19 protein-coding genes are annotated in these 21,239 nt (G+C 30.6%); 5 read left to right on the top strand and 14 right to left on the bottom strand.

Translation table 11 applies throughout. The annotated features are described in order from the left end of the window. Window positions 1–84 precede the first annotated feature (84 nt). A complete protein-coding gene (locus tag bsdtw1_RS04635) occupies window positions 85–1,386 on the bottom strand; it encodes an aminotransferase class V-fold PLP-dependent enzyme (RefSeq protein WP_183276436.1) in 1,302 nt (433 codons plus the stop codon). Window positions 1,387–1,961: 575 nt separating this feature from the next. Between bsdtw1_RS04635 and bsdtw1_RS04630 the strand changes: the two genes are divergently transcribed. Then, on the top strand, window positions 1,962–2,540 hold the full coding sequence (locus tag bsdtw1_RS04630) for a hypothetical protein (protein WP_183276435.1): 579 nt from the start codon (window positions 1,962–1,964) through the stop codon (window positions 2,538–2,540). 104 nt (window positions 2,541–2,644) lie between these two features. Here the strand turns inward: bsdtw1_RS04630 and bsdtw1_RS04625 are convergent, their stop codons facing one another. The 3 genes from bsdtw1_RS04625 to bsdtw1_RS04615 all read right to left on the bottom strand — a co-directional run bounded on the left by bsdtw1_RS04625 (window position 2,645) and on the right by bsdtw1_RS04615 (window position 6,026). Further along, window positions 2,645–3,853 carry an ABC transporter permease gene (locus tag bsdtw1_RS04625; RefSeq protein WP_183276434.1) on the bottom strand — a complete coding sequence of 403 codons (1,209 nt, stop codon included), beginning with the start codon at window positions 3,851–3,853 and terminating at the stop codon, window positions 2,645–2,647. An 81-nt stretch (window positions 3,854–3,934) separates the two neighbouring features. Further along, window positions 3,935–4,648 (bottom strand): ABC transporter ATP-binding protein, encoded by a 714-nt coding sequence (locus bsdtw1_RS04620; RefSeq protein ID WP_183276433.1) that lies wholly within the window; start codon window positions 4,646–4,648, stop codon window positions 3,935–3,937. Then, on the bottom strand, window positions 4,641–6,026 hold the full coding sequence (locus bsdtw1_RS04615; RefSeq protein WP_183276432.1) for an efflux RND transporter periplasmic adaptor subunit: 1,386 nt from the start codon (window positions 6,024–6,026) through the stop codon (window positions 4,641–4,643). Before bsdtw1_RS04615 ends, bsdtw1_RS04620 begins: the two co-directional genes overlap by 8 nt. 227 nt (window positions 6,027–6,253) lie before the next feature. On the opposite strand from bsdtw1_RS04615, the gene bsdtw1_RS04610 reads away from it, so the two are divergent. Continuing rightward, window positions 6,254–8,179 carry an ABC-F family ATP-binding cassette domain-containing protein gene (locus bsdtw1_RS04610; protein WP_183276431.1) on the top strand — a complete coding sequence of 642 codons (1,926 nt, stop codon included), beginning with the start codon at window positions 6,254–6,256 and terminating at the stop codon, window positions 8,177–8,179. Window positions 8,180–8,308: 129 nt separating this feature from the next. On the opposite strand, the gene bsdtw1_RS04605 is transcribed toward bsdtw1_RS04610, so the two are convergent. From bsdtw1_RS04605 to bsdtw1_RS04575, 7 genes are all read right to left on the bottom strand, one after another. Next, entirely contained in the window at window positions 8,309–8,800 is a 492-nt protein-coding gene (locus bsdtw1_RS04605; protein ID WP_183276430.1) for a dUTP diphosphatase, read from the bottom strand. 234 nt (window positions 8,801–9,034) lie between these two features. Then, window positions 9,035–9,799, bottom strand: coding sequence for a prealbumin-like fold domain-containing protein (locus bsdtw1_RS04600; protein WP_183276429.1), 765 nt, complete (start codon window positions 9,797–9,799; stop codon window positions 9,035–9,037). A 169-nt stretch (window positions 9,800–9,968) separates the two neighbouring features. Then, a complete protein-coding gene (locus bsdtw1_RS04595; protein WP_183276428.1) occupies window positions 9,969–11,690 on the bottom strand; it encodes a glycoside hydrolase family 13 protein in 1,722 nt (573 codons plus the stop codon). 288 nt (window positions 11,691–11,978) lie between these two features. Then, window positions 11,979–12,863 (bottom strand): sugar ABC transporter permease, encoded by an 885-nt coding sequence (locus tag bsdtw1_RS04590; protein WP_183276427.1) that lies wholly within the window; start codon window positions 12,861–12,863, stop codon window positions 11,979–11,981. 1 nt (window position 12,864) lies between these two features. Next, window positions 12,865–13,794 carry a carbohydrate ABC transporter permease gene (locus tag bsdtw1_RS04585; protein ID WP_183276426.1) on the bottom strand — a complete coding sequence of 310 codons (930 nt, stop codon included), beginning with the start codon at window positions 13,792–13,794 and terminating at the stop codon, window positions 12,865–12,867. Between the two features lie 64 nt (window positions 13,795–13,858). Beyond that, window positions 13,859–15,085, bottom strand: a complete 1,227-nt coding sequence (locus bsdtw1_RS04580) for a sugar ABC transporter substrate-binding protein (protein ID WP_183276425.1) — start codon at window positions 15,083–15,085, stop codon at window positions 13,859–13,861. Window positions 15,086–15,662: 577 nt separating this feature from the next. Then, on the bottom strand, window positions 15,663–15,917 hold the full coding sequence (locus bsdtw1_RS04575) for a hypothetical protein (protein WP_183276424.1): 255 nt from the start codon (window positions 15,915–15,917) through the stop codon (window positions 15,663–15,665). A 487-nt stretch (window positions 15,918–16,404) separates the two neighbouring features. Between bsdtw1_RS04575 and bsdtw1_RS04570 the strand changes: the two genes are divergently transcribed. Together bsdtw1_RS04570 and bsdtw1_RS04565 are read left to right on the top strand one after the other, a co-directional pair. Next, window positions 16,405–17,124, top strand: a complete 720-nt coding sequence (locus bsdtw1_RS04570) for a polysaccharide deacetylase family protein (RefSeq protein ID WP_183276423.1) — start codon at window positions 16,405–16,407, stop codon at window positions 17,122–17,124. Window positions 17,125–17,303: 179 nt separating this feature from the next. After that, complete coding sequence (locus bsdtw1_RS04565) at window positions 17,304–17,807, top strand: amidase domain-containing protein (protein WP_183276422.1); 504 nt, start codon at window positions 17,304–17,306, stop codon at window positions 17,805–17,807. 81 nt (window positions 17,808–17,888) lie between these two features. Here bsdtw1_RS04565 and bsdtw1_RS04560 read toward each other — a convergent pair whose 3' ends face one another. From bsdtw1_RS04560 to bsdtw1_RS04550, 3 genes are all read right to left on the bottom strand, one after another. Continuing rightward, window positions 17,889–18,452, bottom strand: coding sequence for an N-acetylmuramoyl-L-alanine amidase (locus bsdtw1_RS04560; RefSeq protein ID WP_183276421.1), 564 nt, complete (start codon window positions 18,450–18,452; stop codon window positions 17,889–17,891). A gap of 152 nt (window positions 18,453–18,604) precedes the next feature. Next, window positions 18,605–19,162, bottom strand: a complete 558-nt coding sequence (locus bsdtw1_RS04555) for a hemerythrin domain-containing protein (protein ID WP_183276420.1) — start codon at window positions 19,160–19,162, stop codon at window positions 18,605–18,607. A gap of 11 nt (window positions 19,163–19,173) precedes the next feature. Then, window positions 19,174–19,815, bottom strand: coding sequence for a hypothetical protein (locus tag bsdtw1_RS04550; RefSeq protein ID WP_183276419.1), 642 nt, complete (start codon window positions 19,813–19,815; stop codon window positions 19,174–19,176). Between the two features lie 365 nt (window positions 19,816–20,180). On the opposite strand from bsdtw1_RS04550, the gene bsdtw1_RS04545 reads away from it, so the two are divergent. Next, entirely contained in the window at window positions 20,181–21,119 is a 939-nt protein-coding gene (locus bsdtw1_RS04545) for a polysaccharide deacetylase family protein (protein WP_183276418.1), read from the top strand. The last annotated feature ends 120 nt before the right edge of the window (window positions 21,120–21,239 follow it).

Below are 21,239 nucleotides of genomic sequence, written 5' to 3'. Positions count from 1 at the left end.
ACATATATATACAGGCTATATGAATATCTGGTTCATATAGCCTGTATTGTTTCACTATCTCCTGTTAGATAAGCAAACAATTTATTAGTATAGATGTTTTCTTATTATATACTCCAATACATTTAGAAACTCATTAATTTCATTTACTGTATTGTACATACCAAAGCTTATCCTTACCATACCAGGTTTTCTACCTCTACTTCCACGTATAAAACTTAGCACTTCTTCATCTGTAACATCCAATAAACGTTTAGCATACGGCTGAGCACAAAAGCAACCACTTCTTACAGCTATTCCTCTTAAGTCCGATAACATACCAGCTAGTTCTTCATGATAAATATCTCTTAAATTAATAGATATTAATCCCAGTTTGTTTTTATCATTTAAATCCCCATAGGAAATAACATCTGGCATACTTCTTAGCCCCTCTGAGAGATAATCTCTAAGTAAGTCTTCATGCTCCTCAATGTTATTAAATCCAATCCTGTTGAACTCATAAATAGCCGCTACCAAAGCTATAACCCCTAACACATTTGGAGTACCACCTTCATCTCTCTCAGGTGCATCTAACCAGTAAACTTCATCATCGGTAACAATATCTACTGTTCCTCCCCCCTTTAATAAGGGCAACTTATTATTAAACTTATGCTTCTTACCAACTATCGCTCCACTTCCAAAAGGCGCATACATCTTATGAGCAGAAAAAACCAAATAATCGATATCATCATCCTCGTCTACACAATTCATATCAACTTTTCTATGCGGAACTAATTGTGCCCCATCGACTATTATTTCAGCACCATTTTTATGAGCAATTCTAGCTATTTTATGAATATCGTTTATATAACCAGTAACATTGGAGGCCCCTGTTACACTAACTAGTTTTATACTTCCTCTAGCTTTATCTAATTTTTCTTGAAATTGATCAATTTTTAATCTCCCATTATGATCTACCTCAACATACTCAACTTCACATTTTTCTCTCCATGGTAAGTCATTTGAATGATGCTCCATTCTAGTTGTTAGAACAGTTTCTGAACTATCTTCAATCAAAACATTAACAAGAGTATTAATGCCTTCAGTTGTATTTTTTACAAATATTACAGTGTAGTCATCCCTATCGCTCAGATTGAAAAACTTTAATATTTCATCTCTAGCATCGTTATATAGTTCTGTGCTAACTTTTGATTTATATCCTTTGCCTCTACCTATAGATCCATAAAGAGGTAAAAACTTATTGACACAGCGCAAAACTTGCTTCATTGCAGGTGTGGTAGCAGCATTATCGAAATTAATAGGAGTTATTTTTCGTCCATTTGCTAAAGGAATAGCTTGTTCTATACCCAAAAATAATTCTCTAAAGTTCATTTCTCTTTTTTTCATCATAACAAACTCCCTCCAATATATACTATTCACACCTCGTACTAATGTACATCAAACTCTTCATATTCTTATATTTTTACAATTATTTCAATATTGCATAGCTATATGAGGTTTTTGAAAGAAGCATTCATACCAATTACTTGCGAAACTCATTAGAATACCAACCACAGTAATACAATACTCAACATATCCTAAAATGTTATATATTTAATTTCATACACCGATATAACATATGATCATGATACGGTTAATGATATTGTTGAAATTAAATGGTTATACAGGAGATGTTCTATGAGCGAGCTATTAGAATTAAATGATTTGGTCAGATGGAATGGCGTTAAAAAACTGTACTGTTCGAACGTAGTGAGTTTACAGTTTTAGCCATGGAATATGACAAAATCATATTAATTCTTTGCGTAAGCTCATTAAAACATCGGATGGATGACCATTTAATTTCAACACGATGTTTTAACATCTCCTATAATAAAAATTAAATTTTGAATATATTAGTCTACTTTCATTAAATCTTCATATTATTTAAACATATAATTATAAGAGTTTTATTTGGAGGTATTAAAATGTATCCTGATAGGAAGTACATGGATAAACCAATTAATGATGATTTGAGTTTTGAGCCATTTATAGGAGAATATGATTCTCCTTTCTCTGAAAATCTATTATCTACTTATGATAATACTAAGTCATTTTCAGATAATTTTGTTCCATTCTCAGAGAATAGTGTTCCTTTTTTAGAAAACTCAGCTCCTTTTTCAGAGAACGTAGTTCCATTCACCGAAAATTCAATGCCATTTACAAACAATCTTTACTTGAATGGGTTTAATAATAGGTCTGCAATTGGAGATAACTTCAACAAAATAAAGCTTTCTTCAACATATTGGTTTAATTCACTTTTTAACAGTTCCACTGAGATTAATAGAGGTTATGTACCTGTCCCTGTTCAACTTTTTGAAGATATAGATAATGACTTTGATGATAAACTGACTAGCGATAAGGTTAATCAAATATTTGGTAAAATAGAAGAAAATAATAGTTCAATTATGAAAAGCCTTGAAGCCTATAAAATTCCTTTTCCAGTTTCCAAAATGATTGTAAAGAAGCTAATTGCACTTTCTATAAAATATTCTTCAAAAGAATAGCCATAAAAAACTCGCTGAAGTAATATTTTTCAGCGAGTTTTTTGTCCATCTGCCTTTTCTAATGTCTACGCAAAAAATCTAACAGACGATATCCTTTTTATTGTTTATTCATATCTCAATGCATCTATTGGATCTAACTTTGCAGCTTTTCGAGCAGGATAAATACCGAAAAATATTCCTACGCTCATAGAAAATAATATTACGAGAAATATGTGTTTAATGTACAGAATAGGTGTAACGTTAGCTAACCTACCTATAGCAAAAGCACCTAAAATACCTATAATCATTCCAATTACTCCACCTATTAAAGATATAATTACAGATTCAGTTAGAAATTGAACTAAGATCAAGTTAGTAGTTGCTCCTATTGCCTTTCTTATGCCTATTTCTCTTGTTCTTTCGGTTACTGATACAAGCATAATGTTCATTACTCCAATTCCACCTACAAGCAGAGATATAGCTGCAACTGCTCCTATAAACGAAGTAAAGATATCTATAACCTTATTTACTTGCTCAACCTGTTTCATAAGCTTCTCTCCAGTATATGCATCTTTACCTTTGTTATTATGTCTAGACTCCAAAATATTTATTGAATCACTTGTTGCAGTATCAACATTATCTTTAGTTTCAGCTAAAACGTACATACTATCAAAATTATCACTAAGATCATAAATATTTTCTATAGTAGCAACTGGCATAGCTATAAAAGCCGGAATTTGATCTTGTGCAAAACCTACCATAAGCTCAGAAGATTTTGTTACACCAATAACTGTCACTTTTTTAGGTGAATTATTTCTTCCTATTAATATAGACTCTCCTATAATATCCTTATACCCGAATAGATATTCAGCAGTGATTTCGTCGATAACAGCTACATTTTTTCCATCTTCCATCTCTCTTTCATTGAAAAAGCGCCCAAAGAGGAACTCGTAATTCTGTATATAACTAAAATCTGTGTTCCCCCCATATACTACAGCCCTCTTACTTCTATCATTTACCCTTACTATTCCTGATTTTTGTATTAATGGAGATATGTATTTAACATTTTCACTCTTATCCTTTATAGCCTTCACATCATTGATATTGAAATAATCTGATTTAGCAATTTGTTGTCCAGACACCTTTAACTCCACTGTAGATGAACCTATTTTTTCAAGTTCTCCAGTGATACTAGCTTTCCCACCATTTCCGAGTGATAATATTGCAATTACAGAACTTATTCCTATTATTATTCCTAACATCGTCAAGAACGATCTTAGCTTATTAGCTTTAATGCTGTCTAGGGACATCTTAAAGTTTTCTATAAAGTCCATCTCAATCCCCCTAAATTAATTAGTATTAATTAGAACACCGTTTCTTGATGCCTCAAACTCAAAAACATTTTAACAATATAATTACGTTTGAAGCGCTGTATTATTGATAATTATTCTATTTTTAACTTTCTCATCGTTAATTATTAGTCCATCTTTAACTTTCACTAATCTTTTTGTATACATTGCTATATCTGGTTCATGGGTGACCATTATTATAGTGGCTCCTTCTTCATTTAAATCTTGAAATATTTTCATAACCTCTAAACTGACCTGAGAATCCAAGTTTCCTGTAGGTTCATCAGCCATAATTACTGATGGAGAATTTACTATAGCTCTTGCTATAGCTACCCTTTGTTTTTGCCCTCCAGATATTTCATTAGGTTTATGCTTTATCCAATTTGTAAGTGAAACTTTCTCTAAGGCTAAAAGTGCCCTACTCCTTCTTTCCTTAGCTGAAATACCAGCATATATCATAGGCAGCTCTACGTTTTCAAGTATAGTCATCCTAGGTAAAAGATTGAAGTTTTGAAAAACAAAACCTATTTCCTTATTTCTTACTTTTGCGAGTTCATTTTCAGTCATATTCGATACATTTTCTCCATTAAGTATATACCTACCTGTATCCAATCTATCTAAACACCCAAGTATATTCATCAAAGTACTCTTCCCCGAGCCAGATGGCCCCATAATAGAAGTAAACTCTCCTCTCTTTATGTTAAAGCTTACACCTTTAAGCGCAGTAAAGTTTAACTCTCCTGCTTTATAGGTCTTGTATATCTCAGATATTTCAATCATTAGCTCCACCTCTGCTATTAAGCTTAACTATAATCCCATCCCTTATCATAGTACTTGGATTTAATATTATTCTTTCACCTGTATTTACACCTTTAAGAATCTCTGCATTTGTCTCAGATTGTATTCCTAGTTTTACTTCTCTTTCAGATACTTTCCTGTTGGCATCTACGGTATATACAACATAACGCCCTCCTTTTACAGCTTTTATTGCTTCCATAGGTACTGTTACCACCGAATTTCTCTCAGCAAGTAAAACATCCACATCTACACCAAATTCTGCTTTTAAATTTTCATCGGATTTGTAAAGTTCGATTTCAGCATCCATAGTTACATCATTACTAGTGGTAGCCGCCATCATACCAATTCCTGATACTCCTTTTTTGCCTGAAGGACTTATAAAAGTTATTTTCCCATTGTACTCTTTTCCATTGCTTCTGATTGTAGCATTCTGATCTACTTTTACTTTATCAATATCTGATTTTCCTAGAGATACAATTACTTTTAAATTTTCTAAATCTTCAATAGTTACGGTTGCTGATGTCGGACTCGCTATACTTCCTATAGCTGCATTTAACGAAGTGACAGTTCCGTCAAAATCAGCAGTCAAATTTTCTGGCATATATTTTAGTCTAGAATTAGCTGATTCAAAGGCAATCTTAGCAAGAGCAACTGTATTATCCATCTGCTTAAGTTTTTCTTCTGAAATTGGCTGTATGCTATTTCTTTGTGTTTCAAGCGTAGTTAAAACTTTAGATAACTGCTGTAAAACAGCTACACTTGAACTACTGTCAGTTTGAACCATTTGGGAATCATGCTCATTATTATCCAAAATGTTAGTTGCCTCTTTTGAATACTTTTTTTCCTTATTAGTTATCTTGTCTTTTAATGCACTTACAGTATTTATAAATCCATAATTATTAGTTGCTATATTTCTATCTAACTTAAGTTGCTCTATTTTACTCTTAACATCTGCTATTTCACTATCTAGATCATTAATTTTACTGCTTATCTTAGCATTTTGATTTAATAAATCCTGCCTTTGTAAAATTGCGCTATCATATTGAATTTTAGCTTGCTTAGCAGCATTTTGCAGATCCGATGTATCGAAGCTCATTAGAACGTCACCTTTCTTCACTTTGTTTCCAACCTTAAAGTTGATGCTGGTGACTTTTAATTGTGAACCGTAATAATCTCTAATATTTTTAGCCTTAACAACTCCTGTTGTATTTAAGTAAGACTTAATGTTCTCTTTTGTTACTATTATAGTTTTTACAGAAATGTTGTTAGATTTATTTTTTCTAAACTGAAAAAATCCAAAAGCAGTGCATATCAATATTATTACTCCAATTAATGTTATTATCTTTTTTCTTTTGTTCATATCTTCTAATGGTTCACTTCCTTTCTTAAGCTTCTTGCCTATTTACAGTATTATTATATATAATAGTTTAAATAATATTATTAATAATATTATTTATTTGAATATTTGTGTAAAAGTGATATGGATAGTATAATTAATCGTGTTTGCATTTGTGAAACAAAATTAAAATCACGAATTTTATTTTTGTTTTATACATTTATAATTGTCAGTATAAAGGAGTTTTATTTATGATAATCTTAAGTTGTAAAAATATAAAAAAAAGTTTTGGTATAGATGAGATTTTAAAAGATGTAACTTTTAATATAAATGAAGGCGAAAAAGTGGGACTCATAGGGGCAAACGGTGAAGGAAAATCCACATTATTTCGTATACTTACGAGAGAAGTATCTTATGATAGCGGTGAAGTTTTTATAGATAAAAATAGCACTTTGGGATATCTCTCACAGCATCTTGCTTTAGAAAACCTTAATACAATAATGGATGAGATGCTTTTAGTTTTCTCTGATTTAATGAATCTTGAAAAAAAGCTAAAAACAATTGAAGAGAAAATGAATGAACCTTATGACTCATCAAAACAAGAATATCATGATAAGTTAATCAAGGATTACACTCAAGGTCATGAACTATATGAAAATAGAGGCGGTTACGTTTTTAGAGGAGAAATCTCTAGAGTATTAAAAGGTTTAGGATTTACAGAAGAGGACTTCGATAAGCCTATCAATGTTCTTAGTGGTGGCCAAAAGACAAGGGTAGCCCTCTGTAAATTACTTTTAATAAAGCCAGATTTGCTTTTATTAGATGAACCTACTAATCACTTAGATTTAGATGCCATTGAATGGCTTGAAGAATATCTTAAAAGCTATAAGGGAACTGTTTTAGTAATATCCCATGACAGATTTTTCTTAGACAGTATAACAACACATACATATGAACTTATAAATGGTCATGTTAACTGTTATAATGCTCCATATACTAAGTATTTAGAACTTAGAAAAAAAGATTATGATGCCAAATTAAAAGCATTCAACCTCCAGCAAGCAGAAATTAAAAGGCAAGAAGATATCATAGAAAAGTTTCGATCGTTTAATAGGGAAAAAAGCATCCGTGCTGCAGAAAGCAGACAAAAGGCTTTAGATAAAATGGAAAAGGTCGATGCTCCTGATAAAGAAAAAAATGGAACAAGAATTTCTTTTCAGTCACAAATTAAAAGTGGCAATGATGTAATCCATGTAGAGAATCTATCCAAAGGATACAGTGATAAATTACTATTTGAAGATGTTAACTTTGATCTTAGAAGAGGTGACAAGGTCGCATTAATAGGTGAAAACGGTAGAGGCAAGACTACTCTTTTCAAGATAATAATGGGAGATATAAAAGCTGATAGCGGAATCACCTATTTAGGAAAAAATGTATTTTTAGGCTACTACGATCAGGAGCAGTCTAATTTAAATCTTGATAAAACAGTAATTGATGAAGTTTGGGATGAATTTCCTAAGATGAGTACTACAGAAATAAGAACAGCTTTAGCTTCTTTCTTATTTTTCAATGAAGATGTATTTAAAAAAATAGATAACTTAAGTGGTGGAGAGCGTTGCAGAATAAATCTTCTTAAGCTTATGCTTTCTAAATCGAATTTTCTATTGCTAGACGAACCAACAAACCACTTGGATATAATGTCAAGAGAAGCTCTAGAAGAAGCTATCCTTGATTATGATGGAACTTTAATTGTAATATCACATGATAGATATTTTTTAAACAAAGTTATAAACAAGATATACGAATTAGAGCAAAGTGGAATTAAAGAGTACTTAGGAAATTATAACTATTATACCGAAAAGAAGAAAAACCCTAATAGATATGAAGGATTAGAAGAAGAACAGCTCGGCAAGACTAAAACTCAAATCAAAGAAGAAAGAAAAAAGAAAAAGGAAGCTGAAAAATTAGAAAAAGAAAACAGTTTAAAATTAAAAACTCTAGAAAAAAACATCTCTATACTTGAAGAGAAACTATTAAAATTACAGGAAGATTTATGCCTAGAAGAAGTATATTCCAATCCAACAGAGAGTGAAAAGGTTAATAAACAGATTATCTCCACTCAAGAAGAAATAGATTCTTTATATGAACAATGGGAGGAATTAGAAGCTAATTCTTAAAAAGCTTGTAACCCCATTGAAATCTCTATATTAACTGTTATAAAAACTTTATACTTTCCTTTTGAGTAAAAAATATGCTTTAGTGGTTTCTTATCCACTAAAGCATATTTTTATATGTATGTACCTATTTTATCTTAATCCAGTAGAACCAAAGCCGCCACGATCGCTATTTCCAAAAGATTCTACTTCTTCAAATTCCAATTCTGGCATGACCTCCATTATCCTAAATTGTCCTATTTTATCTCCGCTCTTTATCCAGGTTCCTTCTGATTCCATCTCACACAAGGATTCATCTGAGAGTACTTCTGAATATTTCTCTAAGTGCTTACCTTGCAAACAATATACCGGCATATGCCATTGATCATTATCACCTATATAGGTATCATCAACAACTCCAACTGAATTAGTTTGAATGATTCCCCATGTTTTAAATGTTGAACTTCTAGGTGCTAGATGTGCTTCCCACCCTTGTGGTAATTCTAATGCAAATCCCAATGGAATCATTGCTCTTTCTCCCACTTTAATAAATACGTCTTTGTTTGCATATACATCAACCCAATTACCTTTTTCTATTTTTTTTAATTTTGTTGCTCCTTCAAAATATTTAATTCTTATTTTCATATTTAATATCTTCCGTCCTTTTTTAATATTGTTCTAATATAATATAGATGTACCAGTAATCTATAACTTTTTATTAGTAGATTATAGATAACATTTATACTCGTAGTTATATAAAAATCTTGTATGTTTTCTATAACAATCTTCATATATATAATTTTCTTTTATTATAACAAAAAAATATAAAATAGATAAGATGCCTAAATGGCACCTTATCTATTTTATAATTTACTCATGTTATATAAACCAGAATCCGCAGCCACAGAAACCGAATAACAATAATAAAATCCAGAAACCGTCAAAGCCAAAATCATCGCAGCAGTTGTTTCTAAATCCGCCACAGTTGTTACCAAATCTTCCACAACAATTATCGAAATTGTTACAGCATCTATTCTCATTAAAGTTTGCTAAAACTTCTCTTCTAATTCTGTTTACAGCTGTAACTTGACGTTCTCTGTGATTTCTGTCTATAGTAACCTGATCACTTGGAATATAAATTGGATCTCTAAAAACGCATTTATCTATTGGTTGAACCACTTTATAAATACCATCTCTCAATCCTTCAAATACAGCTCTACCATTTCTATCAGTAATTTTTGATGATACAAGACAGAACTTTGTTTCACAACCACAAGTATCCAATCTTAATAGAAAAACTCTTACTCCACTGATTGGTTCACCATCTACACTAATAAGTCTTGATGTAAATACTATTCTGCCACCTTTTCTTTCATGATGATGGTCATCGTGGCAATCATCATGATGTTCATGATGTTCATGATGTTCATGATGTTCATCCTGTTGATTATCCTTGCATCCGCTATTACGTTTTTCTTCTCTAATGGTAGCTTCATTAAATTGCTCAAGATCTACATCTACGTCAAAATTATTCTCAATATTCACCTGATTATTTGACGCAAAATCACTTCCAAGTTCATAATTACCATTTAGCCATTCTAAGGTTTCATTGTTATATAGATTGTCAGAAAATTTCATACCCACAGTGGTACCCCTCCTTTTCATCCTTCTTCTACATATTATGTAAGAGATACCAGTTATGTGATTAACTTCGACAGTAAGTTAAATCATAAGTTTATATTTTTAATATATGCGAAAAGACAACCAATATTTAATAGAGGTTGTCTTTTTGCTGTACTGTTAAAATATAATTTTAACTTAATTTTAAAATTTTGAATGACATTGGTTCTAAAACTATTTTGCCATCAATAGCTTGCTTTTTATTTTCATATAAATCGTAAGCTAAACCATTCATATCTAATAAATATTCATATTTATCTTCATTATTGTTTATTAAAACTAATACTTTTTCATCTTTATAGCTTCTAATGAAACCTAATGCCATCCCATCCTTGCATACATTAGTATAATCTCCATACACAAGAGCTTTTGATTTCTTTCTGACATCATTTAAGGATTTATATAGGTTGAATATATCCAAATCTTGTTTTTCTTTATCCCATATCATACATCTTCTGCAATCAGGATCATTTTTACCTTCCATTCCAATCTCATCACCATAGTAGATGTATGGTATTCCTATATATGTGTATTGAAGTGCAATAGCAAGTTTCATCTTATCCTTATCGCCTTCACATTCAGTTAAAAATCTAGCTGTATCATGACTATCTATAAGGTTTAGTAACTGTCTATTCACTGAATTCATATATAAGGCTCTGCTCTCAGCAAGAATATGATCAAGTTCATCAGCATTTATAGCTTTTCTTGCAAAAAAGTCTAAACAACATTCTCTAAAAGGATAGTTCATTATCGAATCTAACTGATCTCCTTTTAAGAAGGAATTAGATTCATGCATTATCTCACCAATTATAAATCCATCATCTTTTGATTCCTTTACAGCTTTTTTGAAGTCTCTCCAAAACGCATGATCTACCTCATCACAAACATCTAGTCTCCAACCATCTATTCCTATTTCCTCAATCCAATACTTAGATACCTTTAATAAATAATCTCTAACTTCAGGATTGCTTGTATTCAACTTAGGCATCCTCGAAACCTTATTTGCGAATGTTACATAGTTGACTTCCTCCATATCTACTGGATAAGAGTCAACAAAATACCAATCCTTATATTTTGATTTCTCACCTTTCTCTACTAAATCTTCAAAAGCAAAAAAATCACTTCCTGAATGATTATAAACTGCATCTAAAACAACCTTAATTCCATTATCATGGCATTTTTTAACCAATTCTCTTAGTGTTTCATTATCTCCAAACTGAGGATCTATTTCATAGTAGTTAGTTGTGTCATATTTGTGGTTAGATCTAGACTTAAATATAGGTGTCATGTAAAGTATACTTACGCCTAAGTCACTAAGATAATCTACTTTATTAATTATCCCTTGAAGATCTCCTCCAAACATAGTTTCAGGAGTTACTTTACCACCCCAAGGAAGCGTTCCTTTTGGATCATTATTCTTATCTCCATTGTAGAATCTGTCTGGAAAGATTTGATAAACTACCCCTTCTTGTGCCCATTCTACCTCTTTGTATAAATCTGCTTTACAAAGGAATGGGAATTGGAACGCATTAGGATTGCTAGGTTTTTTATCAACTAAACCTCTTTCATTAAGATAATATTTATTATCCTCTAAATCTACCAGTTCAAAGAAATATCTAAATCTTTTTTCTTCTACTTCAATATCAATTTCATAGTAATCAAAAAGATCAGAAGTATTTGCTTTTTTCAACTCTATACTATCAAATTCATTTTCCCAATCATATCTATCCTTAAAGTAAACAGCTACTGATTTCAAATCGTCTTTTGCTGTTCTAAGTTTCAAATGTAAAGATTTTTCTCCTGTACCATATGCATAAGGAGCCTCTGTTATATGATGTATTGCATGTTTGTTCATATGTTCCACCTCTTATTATAGATTAGGTAATCATTAGCTGTTTAAATATACTTTCTTTTTATAAAGACTATAAAATTCACTGAAAGCTAATGTACCAATAGTGTTATTATTTTTATATAAATTATTATTGATATGTTTATTTTAGTCTATGTTTAAGGATATTGTTGAAATTAATATTAAATCTTGCTATATAATTAAAATTTTCAAAACCTTATGGATTCTACCAATAAGATTTTGAAAATTTTTAATCAAGCATTATATTATCTAATGACTTAAAGTCTTTAACTATTAACCCTTTACTGATCCAGCAACAAGTCCTTGAGCAATAAACTTCTGACATCCAGTAAATACTATAGAAATAGGAAGTGATGCCATTACTGCAGCTGCAGAAAATTGTGTCCAGTTTGCTGAAAATTGATTTTTTATAAAGCTTTGTAATCCTGTTGCTATAGTCTGATTAGCTGCATCCTTCATTAACGCAGAAGTAAGCATAAATTCAGAGAATGTTCCAACGAATGAGAACAAGAACATAACTACAAGCATTGATCTTGTTAATGGTAATATTATCCTAATGAACATCTGCCAAGTAGTTGCTCCATCAACATATGCCGCTTCATCTAAATCCTTAGGAATTCCGTCAATAAATCCTTTAAGAAGCCATATGCTATAAGCAGATCCACCTGCAAGTAAAATTATTAGTGCCCAAAACTTATCCATGAATTCGAACTTATAAGCAATACCTAATATTGCTGGTAGTGCCATTGTAGCTGGAAAATATTGAAGAACAAGTAATGTCATTAAACCATTTTTTCTTCCTGTAAATCTTACTCTAGCAAAAGCAAATGCTGCTGGTAAAGTCATTGCTAACTGAATAAAGGCTACTGAAAAACATAAAATCATTGAGTTCTTCATCCAGATAAGAAAATCTGTTTCATTTAATACCTTAGCATAGTTTTTAAATGTCCATACTTTAGGAAAAAAGGTAGTTTGTACAAAGGCATCTCCTGAAGCCATTGATGACGTTACTACTGCGACTATAGGAATCATAGTTATAACAACAACTATCCATATAAATACCCTTCCAAGCCAAAGGTTTCTCACTTCAGAAGGTCTAAGTTTTTTCTTATATTTCAAATTAGTTCTAATACTGCTAGATTCTTTAGTAGATAACATACTAATCAACCTCCTTAAATTGTCCTGATGCCTTCATTTGTGCAACTGAAATTGTAGCTATTATTAAGAATATTATTATAGAAAGTGCTGATCCTATGTCATATCTTCCGAATTGTGTTGCTAACTTATATGTTGTTGATGAAAGAATATCTGTATACCCTGCAAATTGAGTGTCAAGTCTTGCTGGTCCACCTGCAGTAAGAAGGAATGCAGATCCGAAGTTATTAAAGTTAAATGCAAAAGAAGATATAAGTAAAGGATATGCTGTTCTTGCAAGTTCAGGTAAGGTTATTTTTCTAAATTGAACAAATTTACTAGCTCCATCTACTTCTGCTGCTTCATATTGATCTTCTGATATAGCGGATATAGCTCCAATACATATATTCATCATGTAAGGAAAGCCTAACCAAATATTTACTATTACGATTGCTGTTCTTGCCCACCATGGGTTTGTAAGCCATTGTAAAGGCTCTTTTAATACATGAAGATTAATTAAAATTGTATTAATTGCACCATAGTCAGTATTTAATAGTCCTTGCCAGGATAGTATTGCTACCGCCACAGGTAAAGTCCAAGGAATAACTAAAAAACCCTTATATACGAACGCTTCTTTCATATTTTTATTAGAAAGAACAAGCGCTATTATCAATCCTACAAAAAAACATGCTGCTGTTGAAATCAATGCGAATGAAAATGTCCATCCAAAAACCGGTAAAAAAACCTGTTTAAAAGGTCCTGTTAATACCTCTTTAAAATTGTTCAATCCTACAAAATGATAAGTATCTCGGTTATACATGGTGAAATCAGTCAAAGAGACATATATTGTATATATAATTGGTAATACTGTAAAGATAAATATTGAAATAAGTGCTGGTAATAAATATGGAATTGCTTTTAATCCATTTCTTCTATTGCTTGTAACTCTTTCCACAACTAACCCCCCTAATTATTTTTTAAAAAAGGGGGATTTATCCCCCTATATAGTTTAACCTAAATTATTTTTGTTGTGCAATACCTTGTTTGATTTGTTCAACTGTAGTATCAGCAGCTTTTTTAGCATCTACTTTTCCAGCTGTTAAAAGTTGTAAGTTATTTGCACCAGGTGTCCACATAGCTTGAATTTCAGGTATGTTTGGCATAGGCTCTGCAACTTTAGCTTGTTCAGCAAATTGTACAGCTGTTTCACTAGCTTTGAACTTGTCACTATTTAAAGCATCATTTAATACTGGTATTCTGTTTCCAGTTTCAAATAGTACTAATGGAGTCTTGTCGTTTAAGTATTTCATTAATTCCCAAGCTGTATCTTGGTTCTTAGATTTTGAACTTACGAATGCTGTTTGAACTCCCATGAATGATGGAGTAGCTTTTCCATTAGTTTGTGGTAGTGGAACTACTTTAAATGGAACTTTAGCATCTTGGAATCCCTTAACATCCCAAGGACCTGAGATATAGAAACCTGTCTTACCAGCTTGGAAGTCTCCCTTTGCTCCATCACCTTTTATGTCAGCGCTCATAAACTTGTTTTTAACAACTAAATCTTGAATAAATTGATATCCTTTTACTGCCCCTTCATTGTTTAATCCTATATCTTTTGCATCTAATGAACCGTTATTATTCTTAAATACGTATCCACCGTTTGCAGCAAGGAAAGCATATGAATAATAGAAGTTATTAACATCATATTTAAATCCAACTTCTTTAGCCTTAGTAACTAACTCGTCCATTGATTTAGGAACTTCTTTTACTTTATCAGTATTATAGAATAATGCATATGTTTCCATAGCTATTGGAACTGCATATTGTTTACCTTGTAAAGTAACAGCATCAATTACTGATTGAGATGCAAATTTACTCTTATCAATAACTCCAGAAGGAACTTCTGCTAATACACCAGCTTTTTGGAATGTTCCAAGGTTATCATTTGCTAAACCATACATTATGTCTGGACCTTTAGAACTTTGAGCTGCTTGGATATAAGCTTGGAAATCACCCTTGTCCTCTACAACCTTAACCTTATTACCAGTTTCTTTAGCCCATTGTTGAGCAATCTTGTCTAATTCTTTTACTTCATTAGTCATTAAATGTGACCAAACAACTAATTCTTTTCCACCCTTAGAATCCTTTGCAGCTGTAGAATCATCTTTCTTTCCACATCCTATAAATGCACTTGAAATTACTAGAGCTGACATTACTGTTGCTAAAACCTTTACACGTTTACTCATATTGTACCCCCCATAATTAATTAATTTATAATATTTCAAACATTAGCGCAATCGGTTGCATTAACGTTTGTGATTTACTGTAATTTCATTATAAATTCTAATGAATACGTTGTCAACATGTTTTCAAGTTATTTTTTACTGTTTTTTATGCTATTTACCGATTATTAGTATTTATCTTTATTATTTTAACTATTTCTTTATAATGCTACATATTATATCTTCATTCCAATTTCTAAGTACACTTTTAGCTTATTACGGAAAAACTTATTTAATCCCTTTAAATACTAAAATGTTTATGTTTATAAAAAAATCAAAGTAAAAAAAGCTTGCTGAAGCGACTTTCTTCAGCGAGCTTTTTTAACGCATCTGCCTTTCCGAATGCATATGAGGAAAATTTGGCAGGCGACATAATTTCTCTTTTTTATTCTTTCTCCTATATTTGCATCTAATCAGTCTATACATATTTATTCACAACTTTATATTTGATATAAATGGTATATGGAATAAAAAAGCATCCTATTATTCAAGATGCTTTTAAAATTCATATTTAATAGAAAAACACTTTATATTACTATAATTATAGTTCTTCATAATCTACATCTACAACTTTGCTTCCTGTAGAATTAGGTTTAACATTTTCATTTAAGTTCTGTTTTATTGGTTCATCCCTTTTGTACTTATTTCTCCCAGAAAACATACTACTATTTTTTATAGTTTTATATAGCCATATCGCAAATACTATAAGTAATATTACTGGCAATAGGAGTTTAAACAACATCACGGCTCCTATTATTATTGCAATAATAACTAAAATCTTGATTATACTTTCCATAATTAAAATTCGATACCTCTTCTCCTTATATACATATGCACATATCAGTTAAAAATTCGCTAAATCGATCTTATTTTTTATTCTTAAATCACATTATGTTTTAAGTCGTTACTCATATTTATCCACAGATATAATTTAGTTGCAATTTCCTAAAGAATAAAAAACTTAATATTCAAAATATAAACTGATCATTTCAAAATATTAATTTGGGCATCTATGTATTTATTTTTATTCCTATTTAAATAACTTACAAAATTAATTGAATTCTTGTATTGATTTCATTATATCATTTATTGAGTAAAAATCCATGAACAAATTGTAAATTATAATTTTCAGTACTGCATAATATAGTATTTTATACTGGTTTATACAACTACTTCCAAACTGGATTGTATTACCTAATAAAAAAAACAATAATTTTTCCCCTATTTGAAATAATAAAAAGATGAAAATAAATAATTTGTATTAATCTCTAGGAGGCGATTATATGAGGAATACTACTCGAATTGCAATTTGTATCCTCTTATCATTAGTTTTATCTAATTTAAGTATTGTTAATGTTTTTGCATACGAAGAAACATTAAGTGAACAGAAGGTAGTTTATTTAACATTTGATGATGGTCCTAGCGGAAAATTAAATAATAGAGTATTGGATATTTTAAAAGAAAAAAATGTTAATGCTACATTCTTTCTTATCGGTAATATGATCAAAGGACAAGAGACATTAGTAAAAAGAATAGTTGACGAAGGAAATGCAGTAGGTCTTCATACTTATAGTCATGAGAAAGCTAAGATTTATAGAAGCAATCAAAGCTTTGTGGATGAAATGTTGTTAACTCAACAAATAATTTATGATGTTACTGGAGTGAAAACAACTATAATACGATTTCCATTTGGTTGCAACAACAATTCTTATAAATTAACTACAGCAATGGTAGATACGCTTCACAGTAGCAATTTTAAAATCTACGATTGGAATGTAGATTCGACTGATGGAATGAATCCTAGCTTAGCTCCATATAAGATTTTTTCCAGAGCAAAGAGTGATAAGAATCCAGCTGTAGTACTTATGCATTGTGGTTATCTAAATAAAAACACTGCAACTGCACTGCCAGAGATAATCGATTACTATAAAAGCAATGGTTATGAATTTAAGGTAATAACTGAAGATACCCCTGAGGTATATAGATTAAGTAAACATAGATAATTGCAGCTTGTATATAGTAATTATCTGCGCATTTATGTGTATACATTGTTTTATAGCCTTCTCAATAATTATATTGAAAAGGCTATAAAATACAAATTCTATTTAAATTAGATATTTGCATAGTACGTTTTATTTATATTTGAATAATATGATTATATAATAATTTTTATGGATGTATTATGTATTATAATAATATTAGCGCAGTATCCTACGCTACCGAATACGCTTTATCCCCCAACAACAAGTTTGTATACATGAAGCCCTATGGTAAGATAGGTGGTGATTGTGCAAGCTTCTTATCACAATGTCTATTAGCCGGTGGTTCAAGAATGCAGTACAGTGATTTACCATGGTTTTATCAATCTATATCTTCATCACCTTACTATAAATGCCCTATCAACTGGTCTGTAGCAAGTTCTCTCTACTGGTTTTTAATGAATAACTCTACAAGGAGTAATTACGGACCAAAAGGAAAATTATTAAATGATATCTCAGAATTAACATTAGGTGATTTAATTTTCTTTCAAAACTCAAACAAAAAGATATTTCACGGATCGATTGTAACTTCATTTGATGGTGAAGGCACACCTTTAATATCACAACATACTTATAATGGCTTAAATGTCCATATCAGAAGCGAATACTTTAAAGATACAATCTACTATGTTAGGATATTTATATAATCATTAAAAATTAAAACTTTTAGAATAGAATAAAAAAAGAAAGCTATGGCTACCATAGCTTCAATTTTTTGCGTACATAGCTTATCCACTTTCTGATTCTTCTTTATTAAATTTTGCTTCCCCAGTAATCGCTTTTATTATAGCCTGAGCAATTGTATACGGATCATATCTTTCCATATCTTCTTGTGAATCAATAAAACAACATTCTATTAATACACAAGGCATATTTGTGTATTTTGTTACGTATAGGTTACTGTTTTTAACACCTCTATTTACATAACCAAGCTTAGAGATTTCCTCACAAATTCGATAAGCAAACTTTTCTGATCTACCTCCAAGTTCACTTACCCAGCACTCTACTCCTCTTCCTCCTCCCGCATTAAAATGAATAGAAAGATGCAGTGATGAATTACTTTCATTTGCAAGTCTAACTCTATAACCTTTAGAAGCACCAGCAGAATTAAAATTTTTCTCCCAAGGTGTACAATCTTTAGTTTTATACCCCAATTCTTGGAGACCTTTCATTATAAGATTCCATACAGCCCTTGTGCAACTATCTTCAAATCTTATTCCTTTAGCGCCAACATCCGGATAACAGTTATGCCCAGCATCTCCACTAATAGTAGAACCTTTTGCAATTCGCATTCTATCACCACCTAAAATTTTATTCTATATATATCCATACTATGCTTAATTTTTATAAAGGTAACTATTATTGTTTAAAACCGATTGGCAGTTATTATAAAAAGAAAAAAGCTACCAAATAACTTTAAGTTATTTTGGTAGCTCTCTTTATTTTATACTAAATATTTTTTCTCTAGATTATTTAATGAATCTAAGTACTTATTTTGTATACCACTATTCTCTGCATTTATTTCAAAGTCTTCACACTTCTTATTTATTGAAGCAAGCGTTTCACCTGAAAGATTATTTTTTGCAAATTTGTATACAATTTTATCTTCTTTATCGATATGTCTATCTAATAAATTAGCATATGATATTGCATTTGCTATCACATCAAGTTTTGCTTCTTCTTCTCCAGCTAAAACCTTTTTTATTGCTTCATCTAAACTATTAATAAAAAACCTTCCTTGATCGTGCTCAACCAGCATTCCAAACTGAATTGTCTTCTTTATAGCTTCGTTTAGCTCCTCTTGCATCTTGTTGAATAAAAATTGTTCTTCTTTACCATGATGATGCTTATCGGCATAATTTCTTATAAAGTCTATCATCAAATATAAATCATCATAAGATGCATCAGTACCTTTAAGCACTTTAAAACAAAAACTTCTTACTACTTTTAGCATTCTTTTTATGTTCTTATGTTCTTCCATCATTAATTCGATTGAATCCATTTAATCACATCCTAGCCTACTAATTTTATAATTCTTGTTCCATTATCAGTTATCTTATATTCAAAGTTACTATTTAATTCCTTTACAAATTCTTTAAGCCAATTATCTCTTAATCTATAAAATAATCCTACATCCCCATTTTCTCTATCCCAGTATTGGTGATGAATGCATTGAGTAGCTACCCATTCGATTCTTTCTTCACTATTAGCAGTAACTTCATTTACCCTATCACATGGCATTCCTTCTAATATATAATCATTCATCGCTGTATAAATTTCTGCAGGTGTTTGTGGTAAACCTTTTTCTGTCTTATATTCTCCTGCTGCAATCTTACCTTGCTCAGAAAATACTTGAATCATATCATTTATTAATAAACTATCTCTTTCAAGTAGTTTAGTAACCCAAGCAGCCTGTCTTGATTCAGCAGCACTTATTTTACCTTGAAGCCATCCATGAATATTGCTAGTATCAATCATATCTTCTAAAGGTCTATCTTCTACAGGAGCTCCGTACTTTGCATAAATTTCATTTCTTAAATCTTCTATATCTATTCCTTTTTGTTCAGCTAACTTAACTAAACTTTCTTCCAAACCTTCAAACCATTCTATCTTATTAAACAACCAATAATGTATCTTTCCTAAAAATAAACTCATTTTAATATCACCTCGTATAAATTTGTGTAATGTATATTTATTAAGTTTGAATAAGCTTTACTATCCTTCACACTTACTTAAAGTATAATAAGTATTTTTTACATCTTCTATAATATTTATTTAACAATTTTATTGTATAATAAAACTTATAAAATAACGGTAACAAAAGTTACAACATCAAAAATTTGATTTTAGTAATTTTGTTTTAATTTTGTAATTTATTTTTATTAATTTGTAAATAAATGACTAAATTTAGCATTTATAATTGTTATGTAAGCTTTTTTGATAAACTAAGCAACCATTCTTTATTATGACAGCACATAAGTTTGAAGTAATAAAAGCATTAAATTGGAGGGACAAAATAATTGCATAAATCAAAAAGACTGAAACCTAAAAATCTCTTATTAACGTTTATAATAGCATTTGCATTAATATCAATAATCTTTCTACACATTAATGATGTCAATAATAAATCTAAATTACCTCCTCCAGCAATTTCAGTATCTAATAATGTTAATATTAATCCTACACATGACCGTAATATTAATGAGAGAGAACATGTTATAAATACTGATACTAGTGATAATTCTAAAGAGCATAATTTAGAAAAACCACCAATGAATCATGGTAAAAATGGCTATGATGCCTCTATTATACAAGATTTCTTGTTGAAAAACAAAATCAAATCTGATGGTAAAAAAATAGCTTTTCTAACATTTGATGACGGGCCATCTTTAGAAGTTACCCCTAAAATTTTAAAAACGCTTAATGAAAATAGTATCAAAGCTACATTCTTTATTGTTGGAAATCAGTTAGATAAACATCCAGAATCAAGAAAACTACTAATTGACGAGTATATGCAAGGAAATTCTATTGGAAATCACACTTATAGTCATGATCCTGACAAACTATACCCTAAAAAAGATGTAGACACTAAGTTCTTCATAGAAGATTTAGAGAAAAATAATGAAACTCTTAAAAGTGTGCTAGGAGACAACTTTCATACTAGAGTAATTAGATTTCCTGGTGGTCATAGAACTTGGAACAAAACTGCTGAAGTTGACCATATCCTAAAAAAACAGGGATATATATTTCTAGATTGGAATGCCATGACAAGTGATGCTGAGGGTAACCCTAAAACCAAGCAAGAACTTATAGATAGATATAAACATACCTTTAAAGGGCAAGATAAGTTAGTGATTTTGATGCATGACTCTGAAGACAAGAATACCACTGCTGATGCTTTACCTGATATAATTAATGATTTAAAAAGCAAAGGTTATGAATTCGAAACTTTAACCTAGCTATAACTTCATATACTCTTCCAACCATTAAGTTATGCATACTAAAATGATAGTTACACTATTACTGAACATGCATAACTTAAACTTTTATAACGCTTCTATATACTCCAGTCCTATCTT

Source organism: Clostridium fungisolvens, assembly GCF_014193895.1.
Classification (GTDB): domain Bacteria; phylum Bacillota; class Clostridia; order Clostridiales; family Clostridiaceae; genus Clostridium_AR; species Clostridium_AR fungisolvens.
The sequence above is the reverse complement of the archived record's forward strand: the minus strand, read 5'-3'. Positions and strand labels throughout refer to the sequence as shown.